At 39.4% G+C, this 23,990-nt stretch carries 20 protein-coding genes; 16 read left to right on the top strand and 4 right to left on the bottom strand.

Annotated features, from left to right (window positions below; genetic code table 11):
• Positions 1–296 precede the first annotated feature (296 nt).
• Positions 297–611, bottom strand: a complete 315-nt coding sequence (gene ppnP / locus BTR25_RS23975) for a pyrimidine/purine nucleoside phosphorylase (protein ID WP_075690507.1) — start codon at positions 609–611, stop codon at positions 297–299.
• A gap of 269 nt (positions 612–880) precedes the next feature.
• On the opposite strand from ppnP, the gene BTR25_RS23970 reads away from it, so the two are divergent.
• Together BTR25_RS23970 and BTR25_RS23965 are read left to right on the top strand one after the other, a co-directional pair.
• Complete coding sequence (locus BTR25_RS23970; protein WP_075690511.1) at positions 881–2,230, top strand: aromatic ring-hydroxylating oxygenase subunit alpha; 1,350 nt, start codon at positions 881–883, stop codon at positions 2,228–2,230.
• Positions 2,227–2,751, top strand: coding sequence for a 3-phenylpropionate/cinnamic acid dioxygenase subunit beta (locus BTR25_RS23965; protein WP_075690506.1), 525 nt, complete (start codon positions 2,227–2,229; stop codon positions 2,749–2,751). Before BTR25_RS23970 ends, BTR25_RS23965 begins: the two co-directional genes overlap by 4 nt.
• 85 nt (positions 2,752–2,836) lie before the next feature.
• Here BTR25_RS23965 and BTR25_RS23960 read toward each other — a convergent pair whose 3' ends face one another.
• Positions 2,837–4,300 carry an aldehyde dehydrogenase family protein gene (locus BTR25_RS23960; RefSeq protein WP_075690505.1) on the bottom strand — a complete coding sequence of 488 codons (1,464 nt, stop codon included), beginning with the start codon at positions 4,298–4,300 and terminating at the stop codon, positions 2,837–2,839.
• A 173-nt stretch (positions 4,301–4,473) separates the two neighbouring features.
• Positions 4,474–5,400: a LysR family transcriptional regulator gene (locus tag BTR25_RS23955; RefSeq protein WP_075690504.1), complete on the bottom strand. Its 927-nt coding sequence runs from the start codon at positions 5,398–5,400 to the stop codon at positions 4,474–4,476.
• A gap of 292 nt (positions 5,401–5,692) precedes the next feature.
• Here BTR25_RS23955 and BTR25_RS23950 point away from each other — a divergent pair, with 292 nt between their 5' ends.
• The 8 genes from BTR25_RS23950 (at position 5,693) to purT (ending at position 18,716) form a co-directional block, all read left to right on the top strand.
• Positions 5,693–6,808, top strand: coding sequence for a TRAP transporter substrate-binding protein (locus BTR25_RS23950; protein WP_075690503.1), 1,116 nt, complete (start codon positions 5,693–5,695; stop codon positions 6,806–6,808).
• 69 nt (positions 6,809–6,877) lie between these two features.
• Positions 6,878–7,435 (top strand): TRAP transporter small permease, encoded by a 558-nt coding sequence (locus BTR25_RS23945; RefSeq protein ID WP_075690502.1) that lies wholly within the window; start codon positions 6,878–6,880, stop codon positions 7,433–7,435.
• A gap of 37 nt (positions 7,436–7,472) precedes the next feature.
• Positions 7,473–8,777 carry a TRAP transporter large permease gene (locus tag BTR25_RS23940; protein WP_075690501.1) on the top strand — a complete coding sequence of 435 codons (1,305 nt, stop codon included), beginning with the start codon at positions 7,473–7,475 and terminating at the stop codon, positions 8,775–8,777.
• Between the two features lie 37 nt (positions 8,778–8,814).
• Complete coding sequence (locus tag BTR25_RS23935; RefSeq protein WP_075690500.1) at positions 8,815–10,533, top strand: thiamine pyrophosphate-binding protein; 1,719 nt, start codon at positions 8,815–8,817, stop codon at positions 10,531–10,533.
• 84 nt (positions 10,534–10,617) lie between these two features.
• Positions 10,618–11,295 (top strand): MBL fold metallo-hydrolase, encoded by a 678-nt coding sequence (locus BTR25_RS23930; protein ID WP_075690499.1) that lies wholly within the window; start codon positions 10,618–10,620, stop codon positions 11,293–11,295.
• Between the two features lie 295 nt (positions 11,296–11,590).
• On the top strand, positions 11,591–15,331 hold the full coding sequence (locus tag BTR25_RS23925; RefSeq protein ID WP_075690498.1) for an alpha-L-arabinofuranosidase C-terminal domain-containing protein: 3,741 nt from the start codon (positions 11,591–11,593) through the stop codon (positions 15,329–15,331).
• Positions 15,332–15,569: 238 nt separating this feature from the next.
• The gene (locus tag BTR25_RS23920; RefSeq protein WP_075690497.1) at positions 15,570–17,171 is read left to right on the top strand and encodes a xylulokinase; all 1,602 of its coding nucleotides are present in this window, start codon (positions 15,570–15,572) and stop codon (positions 17,169–17,171) included.
• 372 nt (positions 17,172–17,543) lie between these two features.
• Positions 17,544–18,716, top strand: a complete 1,173-nt coding sequence (gene purT / locus BTR25_RS23915) for a phosphoribosylglycinamide formyltransferase 2 (RefSeq protein ID WP_075690496.1) — start codon at positions 17,544–17,546, stop codon at positions 18,714–18,716.
• Between the two features lie 173 nt (positions 18,717–18,889).
• Here purT and BTR25_RS23910 read toward each other — a convergent pair whose 3' ends face one another.
• On the bottom strand, positions 18,890–19,399 hold the full coding sequence (locus BTR25_RS23910) for a YhcN/YlaJ family sporulation lipoprotein (protein ID WP_075690495.1): 510 nt from the start codon (positions 19,397–19,399) through the stop codon (positions 18,890–18,892).
• 201 nt (positions 19,400–19,600) lie between these two features.
• On the opposite strand from BTR25_RS23910, the gene BTR25_RS23905 reads away from it, so the two are divergent.
• The 6 genes from BTR25_RS23905 to BTR25_RS23875 all read left to right on the top strand — a co-directional run bounded on the left by BTR25_RS23905 (position 19,601) and on the right by BTR25_RS23875 (position 23,948).
• Positions 19,601–20,299 carry an LbetaH domain-containing protein gene (locus BTR25_RS23905; protein ID WP_075690494.1) on the top strand — a complete coding sequence of 233 codons (699 nt, stop codon included), beginning with the start codon at positions 19,601–19,603 and terminating at the stop codon, positions 20,297–20,299.
• Entirely contained in the window at positions 20,299–21,018 is a 720-nt protein-coding gene (locus BTR25_RS23900; RefSeq protein WP_075690493.1) for a DUF421 domain-containing protein, read from the top strand. Before BTR25_RS23905 ends, BTR25_RS23900 begins: the two co-directional genes overlap by 1 nt.
• A gap of 499 nt (positions 21,019–21,517) precedes the next feature.
• A complete protein-coding gene (locus tag BTR25_RS23890; RefSeq protein WP_075690491.1) occupies positions 21,518–21,706 on the top strand; it encodes a hypothetical protein in 189 nt (62 codons plus the stop codon).
• A gap of 45 nt (positions 21,707–21,751) precedes the next feature.
• Positions 21,752–22,459, top strand: a complete 708-nt coding sequence (locus BTR25_RS23885) for a gamma-glutamyl-gamma-aminobutyrate hydrolase family protein (RefSeq protein ID WP_075690490.1) — start codon at positions 21,752–21,754, stop codon at positions 22,457–22,459.
• A 213-nt stretch (positions 22,460–22,672) separates the two neighbouring features.
• Entirely contained in the window at positions 22,673–23,476 is an 804-nt protein-coding gene (locus BTR25_RS23880; protein WP_075690489.1) for a hypothetical protein, read from the top strand.
• 10 nt (positions 23,477–23,486) lie between these two features.
• On the top strand, positions 23,487–23,948 hold the full coding sequence (locus BTR25_RS23875) for a hypothetical protein (protein WP_075690488.1): 462 nt from the start codon (positions 23,487–23,489) through the stop codon (positions 23,946–23,948).
• Positions 23,949–23,990 lie beyond the last annotated feature (42 nt).

Genomic DNA, 23,990 nt, shown 5'->3' with positions numbered 1-23,990 from the left:
ATAATAGTTGCGAACACTTGTATAAAAATGTATGAAAAATAGGTATCGGATTGAATTCCCAATACGACGTAAATTGAAAAAATCCTTCAACGAATAAAAATTTATTTTTGGTGGGGTTACCATATTTTAGTTCATTAGCGAGGGCCGCGACTTCATTCTTCTCTGGCAATCAAAAATTTTGCGCTATGATCTTCTGCATAAAAATCATCAAAGGCACAACTAGCTCATTAACGCTAGTTGTGCCTTTTTACGCGCAAAACTTCCGATTGTCCGCTTTAAGAACCGTCCCCGTGTACTTATTCTGAAATATAAGAACAGCAGTAATCTACAACAGAGTGGATTTTTAATTGAAACTTTTCCTTGGCAGGAACATAGAAAATACCGGAACCGTCTATTGCTTTCCAATCTTCTCCCGCTAGTTTGTATTCTAAATGCCCTGCTAATATGTCCATTTCTTCTTTTACATCTGTAGAGAATTCATATTCACCTGGCAGCATAATTCCAAGTGTCTTCTTCGTTCCATCTTCAAATAAAACCGTCCGACTCGTTACTTTCCCGTTAAAATATGTATTAGCTTTCTTGATAATTGATACATGATTAAATTGTTCCATATGTCTACAAATCTTCCTCTCTTTTGATATGAAATCAATTTAACATAAAAATACTTTCTTATAAATAGAAAATAAAAAATAGTGAAAAAATTAAATGTAGTAAACGCAGGGACGGTTCTACTGCTTCCTTCGGTTAACGAAGGAAGCAGTAGAACCGTCCCTATGTATTTTTTGTGTTTGTTGCGTATAGAGAAACGTGGATGTGGAAGATGAAATGAATGTTTATTATGATGGAAGGTAAAGTAGGTTATAAAGAAAGTGGTGGTGGAATGATTAGGCGGACGATTGATGAAAAGGCTTTTGTTTTATTAAAGGAAAAAATGGATCAAGGGTTGTTTCCTCAGTGGGTTTTGACGGATCCGGATGTTTATGATTTGGAGATTGAAAATATTTTTGGCTATAATTGGCAATTCTTAGGTCATGAAACGGAATTGAAAGAAGCTGGTAGTTATGTAACTCGATGGATGGTGGATGATCCTGTTCTTTTAGTGAAAAATAGAAATGGAGAAATTAATGCTTTTCTAAATTCATGTACACACCGCGGTACAATGCTTTGTACAGCTGATCGCGGAAACAAGAAAACGTTTACATGCCCGTACCATGGCTGGAGTTTTAACACGGATGGTGAACTAGTAGGTATTGTGGCTGGGAATAAAGTATACGGTGAAGAGATGTGTAAAGCAGAATGGAATCTTCGTGAAATTCCTAGGGTTGAAAGCTACCAGGGAATGATTTTTGGAAACCTAGATCCAAACGCGGAACCGTTGGTAGACTATTTAGGCGACATGAAATGGTATTTTGATATTTTGCTAGGTAGAAGCGGGGGAATGGAAGTAATCGGGTTGCCACAACGATGGGTAGCGAAAGCCAACTGGAAGGCAACGGCTGAAAATTTTGCGGCAGATCCCTATCATGTACAGACCACTCATCGTTCTACAGTAGAATTGGGTATTAGTCCTTCTGACCCGCTTTATGCTGGCTATGGGCATCAGGTGGTTCTCGAAAATGGCCATGGGATCAATGTGATTACAAGCAAAACAGGTGAGGCAAGAGTACCTTTTCAAGGAATGCCCGAGTCGATGTGGCCTTTATTTAAAGAACATTTAACTCCAGAACAATTTGACATTCAATCCAAGGTAACAGTATTTGTTGGGGGAGTCTATCCAAATCTATCATTTGTTAGTCCAATTCATGGGACAGAAGGTCATCTGCATAACTATTTAAACTTCCGGCTTTGGAGACCTATCGGCCCAGAAAAGGTAGAGGTCTGGTGTTGGTTCATGATTGATAAAGCAGCCCCTAAAGATTATAAGGAAGCTGCATATAAAGGATACTTAGGATCATTCGGACCGACAGGAACGCTAGAACAAGATGATACTGAAAACTGGGCAAGAATAGTCGAAGTAAGCAAAGGTCTGATGATGAGGAATAAGGATCTAAACTATAATAACGTTAATAACTACTTAATGGGCCTTGATCGCGTATTGCCTGACGAGAATTTCCCTGGTCCAGGAACAGCTTATCCAACAACCTATCTTGATGCCATTGCCAGAAGCATGCATGAGCAATGGTTTAAACATATTGCGAAAGACATGTTTGTAAAGGAGGAAAAGCTATGACTTCCGAGTTAAAAAACAAATTAACTCCAGAAATCCTAATGGAAATTACCAATCTCCTAAACCTTGAAGCTTACTATTTGGACAATCGTAAATATAAGGAATGGCTGGAGTTACTAACCGAGGATCTAGTTTATAGAATGCCTTTGCGAGAAACGGTAGAAGGAGTCGGTGTGGACGATCTTGCGACGGATTCCTCTTTCTTCGATGAAACAAAAAAGTCATTAACGACAAGGGCAAATCGCTTATATACAAAATCGGCATGGGTTGAAAACCCAGCAACCCGCCAGCGTCATTTTATTTCCAATATAATGGTAGAAATGACATCGAATCCAGATGAATACAAAGTAAGAAGCTATTTTCTATTTCAACGGAGTAGAGGGTCGACACACGATATTGAACAATTGTTTGGTGAAAGAAATGATACGATTCGAAAGATAGGGGACGAGTATAGAATCTCAACCCGCACCATCTATCCGGATCAATCCGTCATTACGACGATGAATATGAGTATGTTCTTATAAGTGCGCAGGGACGGTTCTCATGCTTCCTTCGTTTAGCTAAACGAAGGAAGCAGTAGAACCGTCCCTATGAATTTCTATGAATTTTCTAAAACGGGTATTTTCGGTTGGTTGTTTGGACGGATACCCATTTGGTTGTGGTGAATTCTTCGACTACCCAGGGGTTGCCGAATCGGCCTAGGCCGCTTGCTTTGTTTCCTCCGAATGGGATGTTGGGTGCATCGTTTACGGTTTGGTCGTTTACATGGGTCATTCCAGCGTCAACCTGAAGTGCTAGTTCTTCGCCTCGGGCTAAGTCGCTGGTAAAGATGGATGAACTTAATCCGTAGGCGGTGTCATTGGCGATTTCTATCGCTCCATTATCAGTTTGCGCTTTTATAATCGAAGCAATTGGAGCAAATAATTCGGTTTGGGCGAGTTTACTAGAATTATCAACGTTTGTGAATACTACGGGCGTGAGAACATTCCCAACTCTTGTACCCTCTAATGCAACCGTTGCCCCTTCACACTTTGCATCCTCAATATATTGAAGGGCCTTTTCTAACTGACGTTCGTTAACGAGAGGACCGATCACGGTTTTAGGGTCACTCGGATCTCCGTATGGAAGTGCACTTGCCCGCGCAACAAATTTTTCAACAAATTCATCATATCGGTCTTGATGGACGATAATCCGATTTACGATCATACATATTTGACCTTGGTGGATAAACTTGCCAAAGATCGCTGCATTCACAGCCTGATCCACATCAGCATCCGAAAGAACAACCAATGGACTGTTCCCACCTAACTCAAGTGCAACTCGCTTAAGATTTTGTCCGGCAATTCCGCCAATATGTCTTCCCACAGCAGAAGAGCCTGTAAAACTGATCAAATCTAAGTTAGGATTCGTTAGCATCCCGTCGCCAATTTCTTCGATATCGGTCAAAACCACATTCAGAACACCCTTCGGCAGGCCGGCATATTCAAATGCTTTCGCAATGATGGAACCACCAGAAAGACCCACTTGAATATCTGGTTTATGAACGACACTATTACCTAACGCAATCGCGGGGGCTATCGTTCTCATTGATAAATTTAATGGAAAGTTAAATGGAGTGATAGATGAGATCACACCTAGTGGCAGTTTGTAAATATGATTAAACTTTTCAGCCGACCCAGGGACCTCTTTTACCTTATAGATTTCATCGGCATATTTAATAGATTCTTCTAAAAATTCCAGTGCAAGGTGATGTTCAACATTCGCCTTTAAAAGAGTTCCTCCAGTTTCGGACACAATGGTATTTACAATTTCTTCCTTGTGGACAGTTAAATATTCAGCAGCCTTATGGAGGACGGCTCGGCGTTCTTCAACTGTGGATTTGGCCCATTCCTTTTGCGCAGCCCTTGCGATATTAAAGGTCTCGTCCAGCTGCTCTTTTGTGGCCAACCGGACGGATGCGACAACAGAACGGTCATAGGGATTTAGAATATCATAGCTGCGGCTGCTTTTTCCTTCCTTCCATTCACCATTAATAAAGTTTTTGTTTAGTACCAGAATAGATTGCACACTCATTCCTCCTTCTATTGTTAACGCTTTCAATATTGTAAAAACAAAGCAGGTAACAGTTGAAATTATAGGAGGATGTTAAAATTATGCAAATAGTATTTTTGCTCTATATGCAACAATCTGAAAGAAGTTTACTATTTTTGTGAAAAATCAGAAGCTAAACAGCAAGAAATTTTTTCTCAAAGCTTCATGGTGAGTGGGGCGTTATTTCTAGTTGAATCCGCTACAAAATTCTCTATTTCCTTTAAAAAGAAAGAAATAGACGGATTGGGATTTGATTTTTTCCAGGCCGCCACCATATCAAACTGACTAACACTACCGTCTATCTCCAGAAAACGAAGTCCTGGGTTGGCAATGGTTTTCACGCTTTTGGGCATCACAGCAATTCCCATCCCGGCTTCCACTAATAGTAAAACGGTATCTAAAAAGGAAGTTTGATTCACGATGCTAGGGGAGAATCCACTATCATTACACATCTTAAGAAATCGATCATAGGCTTGAGGCGAAACCTGCCTCTTGAGTGTAATGAAAGATTCCTCCGTTAATTCTGTCATGTTAATTTTCGTACGTGTGGCAAGTGGATGGTCCTGATGCACAACCACGCAGGATCTATCACGATAAACCTTTAATAAATCTAAGTTAGGAATATTTTGAAGTCCGAAAGAACTAGTAAAAGCAATATCTAATTCCTCGTTTTTAAGAGATTCATTCAACCTTCCGTGGCTATATCGGTCAAGCTTTAAGGTAATGAATGGGTAATCCTCGCGGAAATTCTTAACCAATTTAGGCAGGAACTGATTAACAGAATGACCTAAAAAACCAATGTTTAAAGTACCGAGAATCCCAGAATCCGCTTGGCGTGTCCTCTCCGTCGCTTCAGCATATTTTTGCAGAATATCTGTTGCTTCTTGTAAGAATACAGTACCCGCTGAGGTTAACTGGACTGACCGTTTGTTTCGTTTAAATAGTTTTACTCCTAGTGATCTTTCTAATTCTGCAATCCGCTGGCTTAACGAGGATTGAGCGATAAATAATTGATTGGCAGCCTCTGTAAAGTTCAAATTCTCCGCTACGGCTATGAAATAGCGTAATTGGCGAATATCCATATTGGACCTCCTTTTTAAACAGTTCAAAAGTGAATTTTGAATTCAATAATAGATTAATAGGAAATTGCGATTACAGATATCGTATCTAAATATTTAGAAAATTGCAATTTATGGGGTATGATTTTAAATAAATTAAGCGCTTTCTAAATGAGACATAGTAGAAATTTCACAAAACGTAGCAAGCTGCTAATGAGTAATAGTGAACGAAAGGGAGAGGTGTTTTTAAATGATATAAGAGAAACCGGCCGCTAGTAAGTAAGACTTCCTAAAATATCAAAAAGGGGGATCATTCATGAAAAATGTAGTTAAATTGGCGTTTTTACTAGCTTGTATTCTTGGGTTAATAGCATGTTCGAATAATCAAACAAATTCAAATTCTAGCAGCTCTAATAATAATCAAAGTCCTTCAGGTGAAGAAGAAATAGAGAAAGAGCCTGTCATGGATCCAGTTGTATTAAAAGCTAGTACGCATTCACCTCCAGGAGCTTTGACAGATGCATTTGATAAATTTTTAGACGAAATTGAGAATAGAACAGAAGGATTAATAAAGTTTGAACGCTTCTACGGAGGAACATTAGCAGGTCCGCAAGATGTGGTGGATGCAATCTCAAGTGGAGTGGTTGATGTTGCGGTTATTAATCCATCACAGCAATCTGGAAGGTTGCCACTAAGTTCTGTAGCATCGAATCCTGCACTATTTTCAGACTCTTGGGTTGCTATTAAGACACTGAATGAATTACAAGAGACCATTCCTGAGTTTCAAGCGGAATGGGATAAAGTGGGAGTAGTAAGTATCGGAACGTATGCCACACCTCCGATGAACATTATGTCCACTAAATCAATTTCTAGCTTCGATGATTTAAAAGGGCTGCGAATTTTAACCTCATCTCGTCCAATTGCGTCAGTTATTGCTGATTTAGGAGCAACACCGGTTGGCATGTCTTTTAACGAAGCCTATGAGGCTGTTTCTAAAGGGACCGTTGATGGGGCAGTCATGAGTGTGCAGGCAGGATTAGCTTTTGGGGTTCATGAAGTGGTGGAATCAGTGTGGACTCTGCCGATCAGCGGCGGACCTGGATTTTATGGGATCAGTAAAAGCGTATGGGGTGAGTTGCCAAAGGAAATTCAAGAAATCATTCTCGAAGTAAAAAATGAATTCCAACCTGAATCTTTCTATGAAATCTATCAAGTGGAAGATGAAGCGAAAGCAATGAAAGCATTTTCGGATGAAAAAGTAACGATCAATGAACCAACTGAAGCCGACATTAAGTTCTTAATGGATGGTGCTGCTGCAAAAGTTTGGAAGGACTGGGTAAAAGAAATGGGCGAATTAGGCCTGCCTGGTCAAGATGTCTTGGATGCTTTTATCAAGGTGGCCGAAAAGTACGATAGTGAAAAACCTCATTAAACTGATCATGAATGACCAATCATCAAGGGTATGCCCCGACCTACCCTTGATGATAGATTGGAGGCTGAGATGAATCTTTTATTGAAAAAAATAGAAGAGAAATTTAGCAAACTAGAATTTTTTTTATTAATGGTATCAGGTGTGACGGTTATTTTTTCGATGCTTTTAATAACCGTAGACGTAATTATGAGGAATGTTTTTAACAAGCCAATTGCTGGAGTAATTGAAATCATGAATATCGCGTTAATCATCATTGTTGCATTAGGATTTTCATACGTCCAAGGAAAAAAAGAGAATATCATGATCGAGATTGCTACTAGTAAGCTCCCGGCATTATATAAAAATTTGTTAGATTTAACAGGATATCTAATCGGTTTTCTTGTGATGTTCGTTATTGCTTGGAAAAGCGGCGTCAATGCTGTCACATCTTTTTCAGCTCAAGAGCACACAATGGGGCTGATTAAAATTCCTTTATGGCCTTCCAAAGTATTGCTAACCATCGGAATAGGTGTTTTAAGTATTAGATTATTATTAGATTCAATATTAATGCTGACTAACATAAAGAAAGTAGAAAACAAACCTGAATTTATAGAAGAAAGTAAAATCGAAAATAAATCAATTTCATAAATCTTGTTCTAGGAATAAAGGGTAAAGGGGTGAGGAGATGGATGTAAGTCCACAGATGATTGGAACGATAGGAATTTTACTATTATTCTTTTTAATGTTTATGAGAATTCCGGTGGCATTTACCATGGTTTTTATTGGTTTTATTGGTTTCTGGTTTGTGAGTGGGTTAAAACCTAGTTTAAATATAATGGGATCTACATACTATCATGAACTTGGTAAATCCAGTTTTACGGCGGTTCCTTTATTTGTGTTTATGGGTTACTTAACCTATTATACAGGAATTGTAACGAAGCTGTTTGAGACTTCAAGTAAATGGATTGGCCATGTTCCTGGCGGTTTAGTTCAAGCGACCATACTAGGTGGAGCTGGCTTCGGAGCCATCTCAGGATCAGGAACGGCATCAACGGCTACCCTGGCTAGGATCGCTATTCCAGAAATGATCAAATCTGGTGTCGATAAAAGATTAGCTTATGGAACGGTAGCCTCTGTCGGCCCTTTAGCTTCGTTAATTCCTCCGAGCGTATTAATGATTGTAGTGGCGATTGCAACCGAACAGTCAATTGGAAAAATGTTAATCGGTGGTTTATTACCGGGAATCTTAGCTGCTGTCGTATATATGGGGCTGGTATTTATTTTAGTGAAACGAAACCCTGCTATATCAACACCTATTGCTAAATCAACATGGAAAGATAGAATTTCTTCCTTAAAACAGATCGGCGGTTTTGCTTTTTTAGTATTTTTTATTGTAGCAGGTTTATATACGGGAAAATTCACGCCAACTGAGTCTGGGGCCATCGGTGCATTTGTAGTATTTATCATGTTTTTAATCAAACACAAGTTAAATATAAAAATGCTCCAAGATGCATTAACCCAAACTATCAAAACAACAAGTGTTATTTTTCTAATCATTGCGAGTTCATTTATTTTCAGTTATTTCTTAACCGTTACAAGAATCCCAGCGATATTATCTGACTTCCTAGTTAATCTTCCAGTCGCACCTATTTTTATTTTAATCGCTATTGTTTTTATGTACTTAATCGTTGGTATGTTTATGGACATGATTGCAGCCATGTTTATCACCTTGCCGATCATTTTTCCAGCTATCGTCTCCTTAGGCTTTGATCCGATCTGGTTTGCGGTGATGGTGGTATTTCTTGCAGAGGTTGCACTTGTTACACCTCCTTTTGGATTAAGTTTGTTTATCATTAAAGGCACAGTGCCTGGCAGTGATTTAAGGGATGTTTATAAAGGCAGTTATCCTTTTATACTCGCTGACTTGGTCATTATTATACTATTAATCTTGTTTCCTCAGATTGTTACGTTGCTGCCATCCTTCATGTAATGGCAGGGTGATATTTAAATAGATAGGAGATTTTTTAATGAAAATGACTGGTGGAGAAATATTACTTCGGTGCTTAAAAATAGAAAAAGTCCCCTTCGTTTTTGGGATTGTTGGCGGAAGGTTTATGTCCTTTCTAAGACAAGTATCCCTAGAACCCACTATGGAGTATGTGGGGACACGCCATGAAGCATCAGCCGCACATATGGCTGCTGCTGTATTCCATTCAACTGGAAAAACGGGTGTTTGTCTCGGAGAAATGGGACCTGGTTCTGTTAATTTAGTTCCTGGGGTTCAAAGTGCTTACAATAATAATATTCCGATGATTGTTATGACTTCAAACAATCCAAATAGAAGTTCTTATCCTTTCCATGGAATGTTTATGGATTTTGATGCCGAAAATCTTTTTAAGCCGATTACAAAATGGAACGCTGTTGTAAGAGATGGGAAAAGAATACCAGAATTGGTTCAATGGGCATTTCGAGAAGCGCTCTCAGGGAAGCCTGGACCTGTTCATTTAGATTTTTCCGCAGATGCACTAGCACATACCGTAGAAATAGACGAAACCGTTTTTGATGTTGAGCCTCCACAATATCGTGTGATTGGCAGACCGCGTGCTAGCGCTAATGACATTAAAGTTGCTACTGAGATTTTAATGGCATCAGAAAGACCGTTATTATTAGCAGGCGGTGGTGTGATAGCCTCCGGTGCAACAGATGAATTTCGTCAGCTGGCGAAAACGTTAAAAGCACCGGCAACAGCAACGCAAATGGGAACAGGAGTTGTATCGAGCACTGACCCTGACTATATAGGACAGGGTGGAATTATGGGAGGTCATTCCATTCCTCGGGCACTGCAAGAGGCAGATGTGGTTCTCGCAGTAGGCTGCCGATTTTCTTCCTGGCTTTGGGGTAAAAATGGACCGCTTACACCAGGTGGACCAACACAAAAAATAATCCACATTGATATCGATCCGTCTGTAATCGGGAAATTGACCCGGGTAGAAGTTGGGTTACAGGGTGATGCTAAATCAGTAATGAAGGATATTATCGATATATTACGCCTGAAAAATTTTGATGCTGCTGAGCGTGAGTGGACCCGGTCATTAGTGGAAACCTACCGTGCTTACCGCGAGGAACTTACGGGAATAATGTTCGACGAAAAGCCTGTTTTGCATCCGGCCCTATTAGCGAATGAAATCGGGGAATTATTACCGGATGAATCACTAGTCGTTTTTGATGGGGGGCACACGACGTTTTGGAGCAATGACTTTACACCCATTCGTGAACCACGAACAAGATTTCATGAACCAGGAAATTCTCAGCTGGGTTATGGCACACCGTACGCGCATGCGATTAAATTACTTCATCCAGACCGACCAGTATTTAGTATTACAGGAGATGGCTCATTTGGCTTTACTTTGCAGGAACTAGACACCGCCCGACGGTACGGGATACAGGTTATTCATATTATTCATAATAATTCTGCTTGGGGAATTCAACAAAGCAGCCAACGAAATATGTATAATTATTCCTATGGAGTCGAGCTATCAGAAACCAATTATGCAGACATCGCAAGAGGATTTGGCTGTTATGGAGAGAGAATTTCGAGTATTGACGAAGTAAAACCAGCACTAAAAAGGGCATTGGCATCGGGATTACCCGCTGTTATTGATGTAGAAGTTCGGTTTGAGCCTCATCCAGCTAAGAAGTATATAGGGGCAATGAGTTCTGCAGGATTAAAAACAACGATTAAATAAATGATATGAAGGTGCAATAATAGTTATAATGATAGAAAAGTTGAAGTAAGTTACGTATTAAATTGAAATGAAAGGAGCTGGACGATGAAAAGTAATATTGCAGTCCTAAATTTAATCATGAATTCAAATGGAGAACCAAAGGTTATTAATCCAACCTTAATTTGGGATGAAGAAGAAGTTGTTTTGGTGGATGCGGGAGTTCCAGGGCAACTGGATGTCATACGTAATGAGATGAATAAGCTCGGTGTCTCTTTTAATAGACTGACGAAAGTAATTATCACACACCATGATCTTGACCATATTGGCAGTTTGCCAGAAATCATTGGCGCTGCTGAACAAAAAATAGACGTTTTAGCGCATCGTTTGGCTAAGCCTTATATCGAGGGTGAAAAAAGATTATTGAAACTAAAAGACCCAAAGGTGGTGCCTCCTAAGGCACATGTAGATCAAACAGTGGAGGATGATGACGTTTTACCTGAATGTGGCGGGATTAAGGTGATTTTCACTCCAGGGCATACACCAGATCATATTAGTTTGTATCATATTGAAAGTAAGACCTTAATAGCAGGAGATGCAACAATTGCAGTGAATGGTGAATTACGTGGACCTAATCCACAATACACCCTGAATATGAAAGAAGCCTATCAAAGCATTGGCAAACTGCTGTCCAATGAAACAAACCAAATAATCTGTTATCATGGTGGAATATGTCAAGGATCTGAAAAACAAAGACTAGAAGAACTTTATCACGCAAATGCATAGGGACGGTTCTCGTGCTTCCTTCGTTTAATGAAACGAAGGAAGCACAAGAACCGTCCCTATGCACCTTTTGTACATGTTCGTACAAGAGGGATTATCTTCGTTTCAATTTTGTGAAAATTGTGAGGAAGCAGGAGAACTGTCCCCATGAATTCCCCATGAATTCCAAGAATTTGTTGGTAATTTGGGTAGATTGGTATTATAATAGTTGTAAGTACATGTTGTGCGTTTCATATTCTTATTATACGTACAAGTGAAAATGTAAACACTTCCATTATTCTGGTAAAGGAGCACATCCATGATTTCATTTAAGGACCATATCATCACCCATTATAAATTTAATGAACCCGACCATGTCGGAAAAGATAGCTCAGAAAGTGGCCATCATGCAACACCTGAGGGAACAACAAAACCTATAGTGGAAACAATAGGTGGCACAACAGCGGTTACGCTTGCCGGTGGTAAAAACGGAACTTCCTATATAAAGCTTCCAACGGGTCTTTTCAAAGAAATCAACGATCATAGCGGGATTACCGTAAGTACATGGGTTTACTTGAAAAAAGGTACGAACGTATGGGAAAGAATTTTTGATTTTGGTAAAGGTCCAACAGGTCCATACCTATTCTTGACACGAAATATACGAGGCACTTGTTTTTCAGGAGCAGATCTTGTTGCTGATGCTGGAAGAACCTTCTCTTCAGGAGAGTGGTTCCATGTCGCCATGTCGGTTAGAGGAACAAAAGGCGGCACGTTAAGCAGTGCTGGGCCTGTTGTTTACGTTAACGGTGAAGCAGTAGCAGATGGTTCTATCAGTCAGACTTCTAGTGGTACATATGCAAAACTTCGTCAGTGGTTTGAAACGTTTGCAGAACCAGACAACTACAATAATAATTATATTGGTAGATCACAGCATGAGGCAGATGAGGATTTTAACGGTTCTCTGTCTGACTTTCGCGTATATAAAGCAGGCTTAACGCAGGATGAAGTCATCGAGGTAATGTGCGAATCGCTTACTGACCGTGAGATCGTTCAACTAGCCAAAGATAAATATTTATCCTTTCCTATTAAAATCGTAATAAAGGATCTCAACCTGCCTTCTTCTCTCATGGGCGGTAAAGTAGAAGTTTCCTGGAAATCGAGCGATACAGTCGTATTATCGAATGACGGAAAAGTAGGGGAAATCCACGCGCCAAAAGGAGTTACCTTAACTGCCTTCTTAACCAAAGGGAATGAAGCAACCGAAAAAGAATTTACCGTGACGGTCCTTCCTAAAGGGATTCCTTCCCATCATATAATGATTGACGGAAGCCAAGAAGTTTTAGACATCAGTAAGACATTGTACGGACTATTTTACGAAGACATTAACAATGCAGCGGACGGCGGCATTTATGCTGAGCTTGTACAAAACCGTTCCTTTGAATCGTTTGTTTTTGATACTTATTCACATGCTTCCGGCGAGTGCGGATGCTCTACAGGCAGAAACCATCAGCCGCTGTATGCGTGGTTTGGAGATACTAATAAAGTAACCGTACAAAATACGGGAGGATTAAACGACCATTTTGGAATTTCTGATCAAGACGTCAACTCTCATTATATTACCGTTCCAGCGGGCAGCACGATTATCAATAAAGGTTTTACCGATTCTAATCATCATTGTGCGATGTCGATTAAACAAGGTGAAGGCTATGACTTTACGATTTGGGCTAAAGCAGAATCCGCGGGAAGCATCACATTAGAGCTTCAAAATCCCGACGGTGCAACAATTAGTGACACCGTAACGATAGAGGTAGAAGGCGGAAACGTTTGGAAAAAGTACGGCATCGATTCAGAGATTGTCTTGACCGGCTCCAAAACTACGCTGGGACAGCTTGCTTTAACCTTTAACGGCGGTGACATTAGCATCGATATGGTTTCGTTGATGCCGCAGGATGTTTGGGGTGCCGGTGAGGAAAAGAGTTCACAAACAGCTCACTTCAACTATAAAGGCAATCCAAACTATCGTTTGCGAAAAGATTTGGTGAATGCACTGGTTGACTTAAAACCGACATTCTTCCGTTTTCCTGGTGGATGTATTTCGGAAGGCTCCTATATTTGGGAGAACGTATACGAATGGAAAGATTCTGTAGGTGCTATTGAGCTGCGGAAAGAAAACTTTAATGTATGGGGCTACATGATGACAATGGGATTAGGCTATATGGAATATTTCCAATTAGCCGAAGACTTGAATGCCACTCCACTTCCAGTAATGGCTTGCGGTGTGCTTTGCCAGGCACGCTCGAATTACGTCCATCCGGCAGGCGGGGACCTAAGAGATTATTATGTTAAGAGCTTTACCGATTTAATTGATTTTGCGATCAGCACTGATTTTGAAGAGAACGAGTGGTCTGCTTTACGTAAAAAGATGGGACACGCTGCACCGTTCGACCTGCACTACTTAGGGATTGGCAATGAAAACTGGGGTACAGAGTTTTTTGCGAACTTTGAATATTTTAAAGCAAAGATTGATGAATATATGGAAAAGCAGTATCCGGGTTATGAATTGAATATTATTTCGACTGTCGGAGCGCAAGCAGATGATGATGCATATCAGGAAGGCTGGAAGTTCCTAAGCGGGAATTTAAATGGATCAGCCACCGTCAACTTTACCGATGGCAGGAATGCTATCGAAGAAACGGTGACTTGGTATGAAAAACAACCGAACTATATGGATACCATTGCCGATGAGCATTACTACCGCTCCAACGAGTATTTGTTAAACAATGCAGACAGGTACAACTATTATTACAGAGCCTATCAGCCGGACGGCAGTTTGAATGAAACGGAGACCTCAAAGGTATTTGTTGGCGAGTTTGCTTCGACAGATAAAAATACCTTGGCCGGTGCGATTGCCGAAGCAGCCTTGATGACTGGTTTTGAAAAAAATTCCGATGTAGTAAGATTAGCTGCTTATGCACCGTTATTTAACAAGGTCTTGACCGACGGAACATACCGTTGGACGCCAGATTTAATTTGGTTTGACGACGAAACGATATGGTTTACGCCGAATTACTACGTACAGCAGCTGTTTGCGAAATACCTTGGCAATAAATTACTGGGGACATCGTTCTCCTCTTATCGAAATGGACAGTTGTCAGAGCTCACACCAAGAGGCGGCATTGAAATTGCGGCGGGCAATGCGGAAGTCTATGTGAAGAGCGTGAAAGTAACTGAAAATGTCAGTGGTAAGGTTCTGTTGGACCAAGACTTCACGAAAGAATTAAATCCTGCATGGGAGATGATTCCAGGTTCGGCCGGATACACACTTGATCTTGAAAAGGGTTTGATTTTACAGGCACAAAACGGCGGATTAAATGGGTTATATATCCTAAACGACAGCTGGACCAATTATCAAGTTGAGGTGGAAGCGACAAAGGTGTCAGGCACCGACGGTTTTTATGTTGGTGTGGGCGTGACCGATATTTCACCAGAGAAAAAGGATTGCTTAGAATACGCCGTAGGATATAACGGAAATGCGACTGGTGTGAAAGTATACAAACAGGGAGTTCAAGGGTATATGTTAGGTGACTATTCATCTAGTACAGCAGCCGGCAACCTGCGGGCCAGCTGCTACGAAGAGTTGGCAGATCATACACTGTACACCATTTCAGTAAATTATGGCGGAGGTACAGGAGATCGTCTGATCTGCTCTTACAATGACGGTATGTTTACCAGCAAAGTGTTGGACTATAAATTAGAAGCTTATAATGGAGATATTTTCAACTCTGTTACAAAAGACGATCAACATGTTTATGTTAAGCTAGTCAACGCTGATCCATTTGAAAAAACAACGAAAGTCATGTTAAAAGAGCTTAGCCTGACTGCTGCAGGTAAAATGATCACCGTAACAGGGGACGAATCTCTTGTTCATACACCGAACGTTAATAAAAAGAACGCCGAAATGGTCGTTCCTTCAGAAACAGAAATCCAGATGGACGACAACTGTACTGTCGTCACATTAGCTGCACATTCAGTGAATGTCATTGTATTAGATTTACAGTGACCATTTACGGTGACAGGTTTATGGAGGTGACAGTCACCATTTGTTACACAGGTTCCAGTGGCAGATAGAAGTATGATTTTGGAAGATAGGAAGTGGGTTTTGGCAGATAGACCTATCTAAAAGGCAGATACGAAGTGAAATCGCCCACTTTAAAGCATAAAACGGAATCATGAATCCTGAAGTAACTAGAATTCAATATAAATTCAATTAAATACTAATCTTGTTGGAGGAAAATGACATGAATCTTGATGTAAAAAACGCCATTCTTAGTGGAAAAACAGTCCTTGGTATCGAGCTTGGTTCTACCAGAATTAAAGCCGTTTTAATTGGAGAAGACAATACACCAATCGCATCTGGTGCTCATGATTGGGAAAACAGCTATGTGAATAATATCTGGACATATAGTGTAGAGGATATTTGGAAGGGTGTTCAAGACAGCTATCAAAAGATGGCGGCTGATGTGAAGCAGCAATACGGAGTTACACTGCAAACGGTTGGTGCGATTGGCTTTAGTGCGATGATGCACGGCTATATGGCTTTTGATAAAGATGGAGAGCTTCTGGTTCCATTCCGTACCTGGAGAAACAATATGCAGGAACAGGCTTCAACAGCCCTGACAGAATTATTTAACTATCCAATTCCGCAAAGATGGAGTATTGCTCATCTTTATCAAGCGATCTTGAATGGGGAAGAGCATATTACCAACATTAGCTTCCAAACAACGTTAGCTGGTTATATCCATTGGAAACTAACAGGAGAGAGGGTTTTGGGTGTTGGCGAAGCATCTGGTGTCTTTCCTATTGACTTAGGTACAAAGGGTTATAATCAAAAGATGCTCAATCAATTCAATGACTTGATTGCATCTAAAAACCTGCCATGGAAGCTTGAAGACATTATTCCTAGTGTTTTAGTAGCTGGTGAAAATGCGGGCTTGCTATCGGAAGAAGGAGCAAAGCTTCTAGATGTTAGCGGAGAACTTCAGGCAGGCATTCCACTATGTCCACCAGAAGGTGATGCGGGAACGGGTATGGTTGCAACAAACAGTGTTGCCAAGCGCACAGGAAACGTATCTGCTGGAACTTCTGTATTTGCGATGGTTGTCTTAGAAAAAGAATTATCTAAAGTTTATCCTGAACTTGATCTTGTGACGACACCAACGGGCAACTTGGTAGCAATGGCTCATTCGAACAACTGTTCTTCTGATTTGAATGCGTGGGTAGGATTGTTTGACGAGTTTGCTAAAGCAATGGGTATGGATGTTGACATGAATAAGTTATATGGAACATTATACAATTTAGCTCTTCAAGGTGATGCGGATGCTGGAGGCTTGCTTGCTTATGGCTATCTATCTGGTGAACATATTACCCACTTTGAAGAAGGTCGTCCATTGTTCGTTCGTTCATCAGACAGCAACTTCACTCTGGCTAACTTCATGCGTGTCCATTTATTTACAGCACTAGGTGCGATGAAGCTCGGAATGGATATTCTTCTTAAACAAGAAGGTGTGAAGCTTGACCAAATCTTAGGTCATGGCGGCCTATTTAAGACAAAAGGTGTAGGGCAGTCCATCATGGCTGGTGCTCTTAATGTTCCTGTTTCTGTTATGGAAACGGCAGGAGAAGGCGGGGCATGGGGGATCGCTCTGCTTGCCTCTTATATGGTAAACAAAGCAGATAACGAAACTTTGGATGAGTTTTTAAATGAGAAAGTATTTGCAGGTCAAACAGGTGAGACGATTGCTCCAGACCCTAAGGATGTTGAAGGCTATGAGCAATTTATGAAACGTTACACTAAGGGACTAGCAATCGAAAGAGCTGCGATCGAAAATCTTAATAACTAGTAAGAGGTAAATACGATAGGGGTTCAAATTCCTCTATCGTATTTTTATATTCCAAAAATCCAATAGCTTCTACATAATTCTTTAACTAACAATATTATGGGTCTTTCTTTAAGGTCCCATTTCCGATTTTGATTTGATTCCATTTCCCGATAATTACCCTTCGCATCGAGACCACCTGAAATAATAGAATAAGCGGAGTCAGCAACCACAAAAAAAGACTAGTGGTTACTAGCTCTTTTTTCGGCCTAACAATATACGAACATTATCGATAAAATAATTATTATAATTCGTATATTATACGAATATACAACTTGAACATAGTGGGGATATAAGATATTATATTCAAAAGACAAACAATGAGGGGGATATACAGTGTTTGGTAAGAAAACGAAAAAAGTTATGCTGCTTGGTTCAGGTGAATTAGGAAAAGAAACGATTATTGAGGCTCAGCGTTTAGGGCTTGAGACGATTGCGGTCGACCGGTATGAAAATGCGCCAGCGATGCAGGTGGCTCACCGTTCTTATGTGGTGGACATGCTGGATGGGAAAGAACTTCGGAGAGTGATAGAAGAAGAGAAACCAAATTTGATCGTTCCTGAAATCGAGGCGATTGCCACAGAAACATTAATTGAACTTGAAAACGAAGGCTTCCGTATTGTTCCGACTGCTAAAGCGGTGAACCTGACGATGGACAGAGAAGGAATCCGCCGTTTGGCTAGTGAAGAATTAGGACTCCCAACAGCAAAATATGCCTTTGCAGACACACTTGACAAGTTAAGAAATGCTGTACAGGAAATCGGACTACCCTGCGTCATTAAACCGATCATGAGTTCTTCTGGTAAAGGACAAACCGTATGCCGTTCGATCGAGGATGTGGTATCGTCTTGGGAGGAGGCGATTGCAGGTGGAAGAGGGAAAAAAGCCCGTGTGATTGTTGAGGAATTTATCCATTTTGAATCTGAAATTACACTATTAACCGTCCGATCCGTTTCCGGAACCACCTTTTGTGCACCGATTGGGCATGTGCAAAAAGATGGTGACTACATTGAATCCTGGCAGCCACATAACATGTCAGAGGAACAAATTCTTGAGGCGAAGGACATTGCCAAGAAAATAACCGATGCTCTAGGTGGTTATGGACTTTTCGGAGTGGAACTATTTCTTGCTGCACAGGGGGTCTATTTTAGTGAAGTATCTCCTCGGCCGCATGACACAGGAATGGTGACGATGGTAACCCAAGATCTATCCGAATTTTCCTTACATGTAAGGGCGATCATGGGCTATCCGATTCCAGAAGTTCAGTTACTCAAACCTGGTGCCAGCCATACGATTAAGGCAAGCAAAGAAAGCCATACCTATCAAATTAATGGAATAGCCGAAAGCCTATCTATTCCCCATACACAGGTTCGAGTATTCGGAAAGCCGGAAACAAAAGTAGGCCGTAGGATGGCGGTTGTTTTAAGCAGCGGAGAATCTGTCGAAGAGGCCAGACAATATGCAGAAACAGCGGCATCAATTTTGACGCTCACCTATGATGCTGATTAAGGCAGCATTAACGAGAAAATAAACGATGAAAGTAGCAAGGGAGCTTGCAAACGAAAAAATCGTTGGCTCATTGCTCTATCTGCAGTTGGACTTTTTAATCATTTTTTGTTCAGCAATAAGGGGAATCCTTTTTAAGGTTCCCCTTTTTTAACGTATTGATTGATAGAGAAAAATTATCTGGCATTTGGAAAAATTCTTTGGACCATTTCATTAAATTCTTCAAATAAACCACGAATTGGCTTCCCACTTTGTATTTTATCTCCATAATCCCCCATGCGATCCACAAAATCTGGATTGCTAGAAACAAATACATTTTGAATATTATTGTCGGTAGACTTCACCTGATCAGAAATTTTATTTTCAAGATCTTTTCTTACCTCACCTTTGGAATCATCATCTAAAACTACTGCCACATATGCATTTCGATTAGTAACAATAACATTCGCATGTCTTACTTCAGATAAATTTTCAATTTTATCCTGTGCCTTATCAGCAACCTGAACTCGTGTGTCATCGTTGTCATTGTTGTTCCGATTAGCTACATTTTGAATATTTCCATTCTGGGCATTATTTTTAGCAGTACGATCGTCTTCTCTTGCTCCATTATTCATAGCACAACCAGAAATGATTCCAATGATTATTAACACGATAGAGATACGTCTGATACGATTAAATAACTGCATGAAGTTTCCTCCTCATCGAATTTGATAATAGATTTTCCAATTCTCCATTTTTTATGTAATAAAAGAAATTTTAAATACTGTCCGACCAAATCTTAAGGTAAATCCGCTATAAAAGTGTATCGATTTACCATGATAAAAAAACAACCATAAAATAAATAATAAAGATACTAACATTAATGATAAAGAATGGCGGTTGTGAAAATGAAAACCAAAAACAAGTTGATGATTGGACTAATTGCGTCTTCGATTGCTGGTAGAGCTATAGAAGTTTTAAAAAAGAAAGATAACGTAAGTCCTAATACGGAAACATCCTTTAATCTTAATCAAGATACACCGGTTATTGATAAAACTTCATATATCCATCATTTTGCTTCGGTGATTGGCAGTGTGAGTATAAATAAGGAATGTTTTATAGGACCGTTTGCATCCATCAGAGGTGACGAGGGGTTAAAAATATATATCGGGGATTACTCCAATATTCAGGATGGAGTGGTGATCCATGGAATGAAAAATTTTGAATTTGGAAGTAATGTGGTGATGAACTCTGTTTTTAAAAATAATGCACCTTTTTCTGTTTATATTAGTGATCGTTGTACTTTAGCTCCACAATCTCAAATTAATGGACCAGCCCGCATTGATTCAAATGTATTTATTGGAACTCAATGTCTTATTTTAGATGCCTATGTTAAAGAAAATGTTGTAATAGAACCGGGAGCAAAAGTAATGGGAGTGACGATACCACAAAATAGGTATGTCCAAGCGGGAAGAGTGATTACGAAACAAGAGGATGCAGATCAACTTCCAAGCATTAGTGAAGGATACCGCTATTTTAATGTGAACAAAAGAATTGTTAGCGCAAACAGGGAACTAGCCCTAGGATACAAGGGGGATCATAAATAATGGAAACTCTTTTAGATATTTTAAAGGTTTATGGGAGGATTGTAACGATCCTTCCTTGGCTTTTAATTGTGACACTGTTTATGGGAAAACGGTCAATAGGTGAAGTGCCAGTATTTGATTTTTTGATCATAATTGTATTGGGTGCCGTGGCAGGGGCAGATATAGCTGACCCAGATATTCCCCATTTGTATACTTTTTTGGCTTTATCAGGTATTGGAGGCTTACAAATCTTAGTTTCGAAATTAAAATTAAAAAGTCGATTTTTGGGCCGACTTATCACATTTGAACCAACAATTGTTGTTCGGAACGGAACTTTTATTGTGGAGAACCTAAAAAAAATTCGATATTCATTAGACAATGTATTACAAATGTTAAGAGAAAAAGATATATTCGATATAAAAGATGTAGAGCTAGCACTAATTGAACCAAATGGAAGACTAACTGCATTTAAGAAACCACATAAATCACCTGTTACTGTGGAAGATTTGGGAATTAAAAAAATATCTAGTAATATTGCTTATCCTGTTATTGTGGAAGGCAAGATCGAAAGTAAGGTTCTGTCTCAATTAGATTTAACTGAAAGATGGCTTTTGCAGCAGTTAGAGAAAAAAGGCCTGAACCTAATCGATATTTTTTTTGCATCAGTTAATGCGAATCATGAATTACACGTATCATTAAAAGGCAGCGATAAAAAATCTAAGTTAGAGATAAAACACTAGTTGCATTTGCTTTTCCATTAAAAGTTGATTCTTTGAATGTATTTTCCTGAATCAGGCATTCCTTTGGTCTTTTATGTATGATTCCCGGAATAATAATTTTACTATTGGTGCAAATATCCTTGTAAATCAGTTGAAAGGAATGGGAGTATTCCGCGCTCATTAGTGTAGCTAGTTGAAGCCTTGACCACTTTTGTATTTCATATTTCCCTTTTGTTTGGGGATTTTTACCAGATGTAATGTTAACACCTTTAATGGTAGTAGTGATGATGTTAATTGGTTTTATTTGGGCAGCCATCGACGGTGTCTAGATTACAATGGTTAAGAGAAATTAGTAAGATCAGTACCCGCTTTTAATGGGTCTTTTTCTTTTTAATATAGAGGGATTCTTTTTTGTGAAATTGGGTAAGTTGAAAGTTTCCAAACACTTGATTAATGGTATAATTTCACTTATAAAAATAGCATCAAGAAAATCATAAAAATCATCATTAGAGGTTATTCCATGAAGTTATATACACTAAAGAAGCAGTTTAATGGATACAAAAAAGGAACAGAGTTTTACGTAATTGCGGAATCAGAATTTATCGGCGTGAAAGAGATTGTTTTGAGAACAATAGATTTAACAAATAGGATCTCTATCAATGAGAAGGAACTTCTTAGCAATTTCACTTTTATAAAAGAAATTTTTTAACGAGTGAAATGCACTAAAGCTGAAGTTCAAAAGGAGGAATCGGATATGGGGAAACCAATGATCGGTGTATTACCTTTGTATGATAATGAAAAGGAAAGCTACTGGATGCTGCCAGGATATATGAGAGGAATTGAGGATGCAGGTGGAATTCCAATCATGCTGCCGTTGACCACTGACGAGGATATGATCGCGAGAATCGCCAATACTTTTGATGGTTTTCTATTTACAGGCGGTCAGGATTTAAATCCAGAGTTATATGGTGAAAAAATAGAAGACTTATGCGGGGAAATATGCAAGGAACGAGATCTTATGGAGGCTGCTTTATTTAAGCATGTAACTGAATTGGACAAACCAGCCTTTGGGATTTGCCGCGGTCTGCAATTATTTAACGTTTTGTTAGGCGGTACTTTATATCAGGATATTCCAACGGAGCGGAGCGAAAGTAAGATCAATCATCAGCAAAATCCTCCATATACGGAGCCAGTTCACGATGTATACATAGCTAGAGATACCTTGCTTTATAATATTCTTCAAACAGATTCTATTAAAGTTAATAGCTACCATCATCAGGGGATTAAAAATCTATCGGAACAGCTAGTTCCTGCGGCAACGGCTGATGATAGTTTGATAGAAGCAGTAGTCATGCCAAATAAAAAGTTTACCCTAGCCGTTCAATGGCACCCCGAATTCAACTACATGTATGACGACCAAAACTTTAAATTGTTTTTAGAATTTGTGAGAGCATGTAGGTAATTCGAAGTGAATGTCAGTTTACGAAAAAAATCAACCAGTTAGCGTTAAGATTTATAAATGAATGGCAAAAAGTGCTCATCACGATGGGTGCTTTTTTTCAAGCTAAAGCAAATCCAAAGTGTTACATACAATACAATATTTAAATTAAATGTATAAAAATACCTATTTTATCAAAAAGTAGTCTTACCAAATAAAAAGTTGAGGGTACACTCCTTGAGAAATTATAACCCAACTAATCCACTAAATCCTACAAAAAAAGTAAGGAAGTATAAAGCTCACGTTAGTTCTCTCGGTACAACACAACTACATCTGCGTAATCCTTATATGATTGCTTGGTGGTCTGCGGCATTTCCAGGATTCGGCCATCTCCTTTTGTCTAAATACCTTAGAGGTTATGCATTATTTATCTGGGAGATTATTGTAAATAATCAAGCTCACATAAATCATGCTATGGTTTTCTCTTTTACAGGGAATATTGACATGGCTAAGGAAGTACTTGAACCAAGATGGATGCTTATGTATATTCCTGTCTATATTTTTGCCATTTGGGATAGCTATCGAACTACTGTTGATATGAATAGAGTATTTATATTAGCTGAACGGGAAAATGCTGATTTCAATTCATACGTCATTGCTGGTTTAGAAATTAACTATTTAGATAAAAGAAGACCGCTCAATGCGGTAGTGTGGTCTATTTTAACACCAGGGTTGGGACAACTATATATCCATAGAGTGGTAACAGCTATTTTTACGATGATTTTTATGATTGTATTTGTATACTTTTCAAAGATACTTATTGCAATTCATTACCTTTTCTTGGGAGATTTACGTCAAGCAACACAAGTCATTAATCCTCAATGGTTCCTATTTATGCCTTCTCATTACGGGTTTGCAATTTATGACGCATACGTTAATACGGTTGAAAATAATAAATTATTTGAAAGTGAACAACGAAAATTTCTGCAAGAAAATTATCAACAAAATCGAGTGAAATTTCCTGTATTAATAAATGAATGAGGTGAATTAAATGCAAGTATTCTCTACTTTTGAACACTCTTCATACCTTGAGTTAGCTATTACGGCTTTGGAAAAAGTGGGAGTGGAAAAAGGGAGTATTCTCGCTGTTCCCCTTATTAATAGAGTAGAGGAAAGAAGATTATTTGATACGCTTCATCGAGCAGATGGAATCAGCCTATTTGATAAAGGAGCCGCGATTGGAACCGCCTTTTCTGTTGTGGGTGCAAGTGTAGGTTTTGTTTTGGAATGGGGCCCCATATTTTGGGGGCTAATCGGTGCTGCAACTGGATTTATACTCGGCTTTATAATCGACTACGTCATTTTCAAAGTGGTACATAAAAGGGAAAGGGCATTAAAAGGAAAACACTCAGAAGTCGTCTTAGTCGTAGAATGTTCGGAGGATGTAGCTTCAAAAGTAGAAGAAGTACTTTGGGAGCACTTGGCAATAGGCGTTGCAAGACTAGAGGAATAAAACGTGGGGACGGTTCTCCTGCTTCTTTCGTTTAGTTAAACG

This window comes from Bacillus sp. MRMR6, from assembly GCF_001940785.1.
In the GTDB taxonomy this organism is placed as follows: domain Bacteria; phylum Bacillota; class Bacilli; order Bacillales; family Cytobacillaceae; genus Neobacillus.
This window is presented reverse-complemented; position numbering and strand designations above follow the sequence as displayed.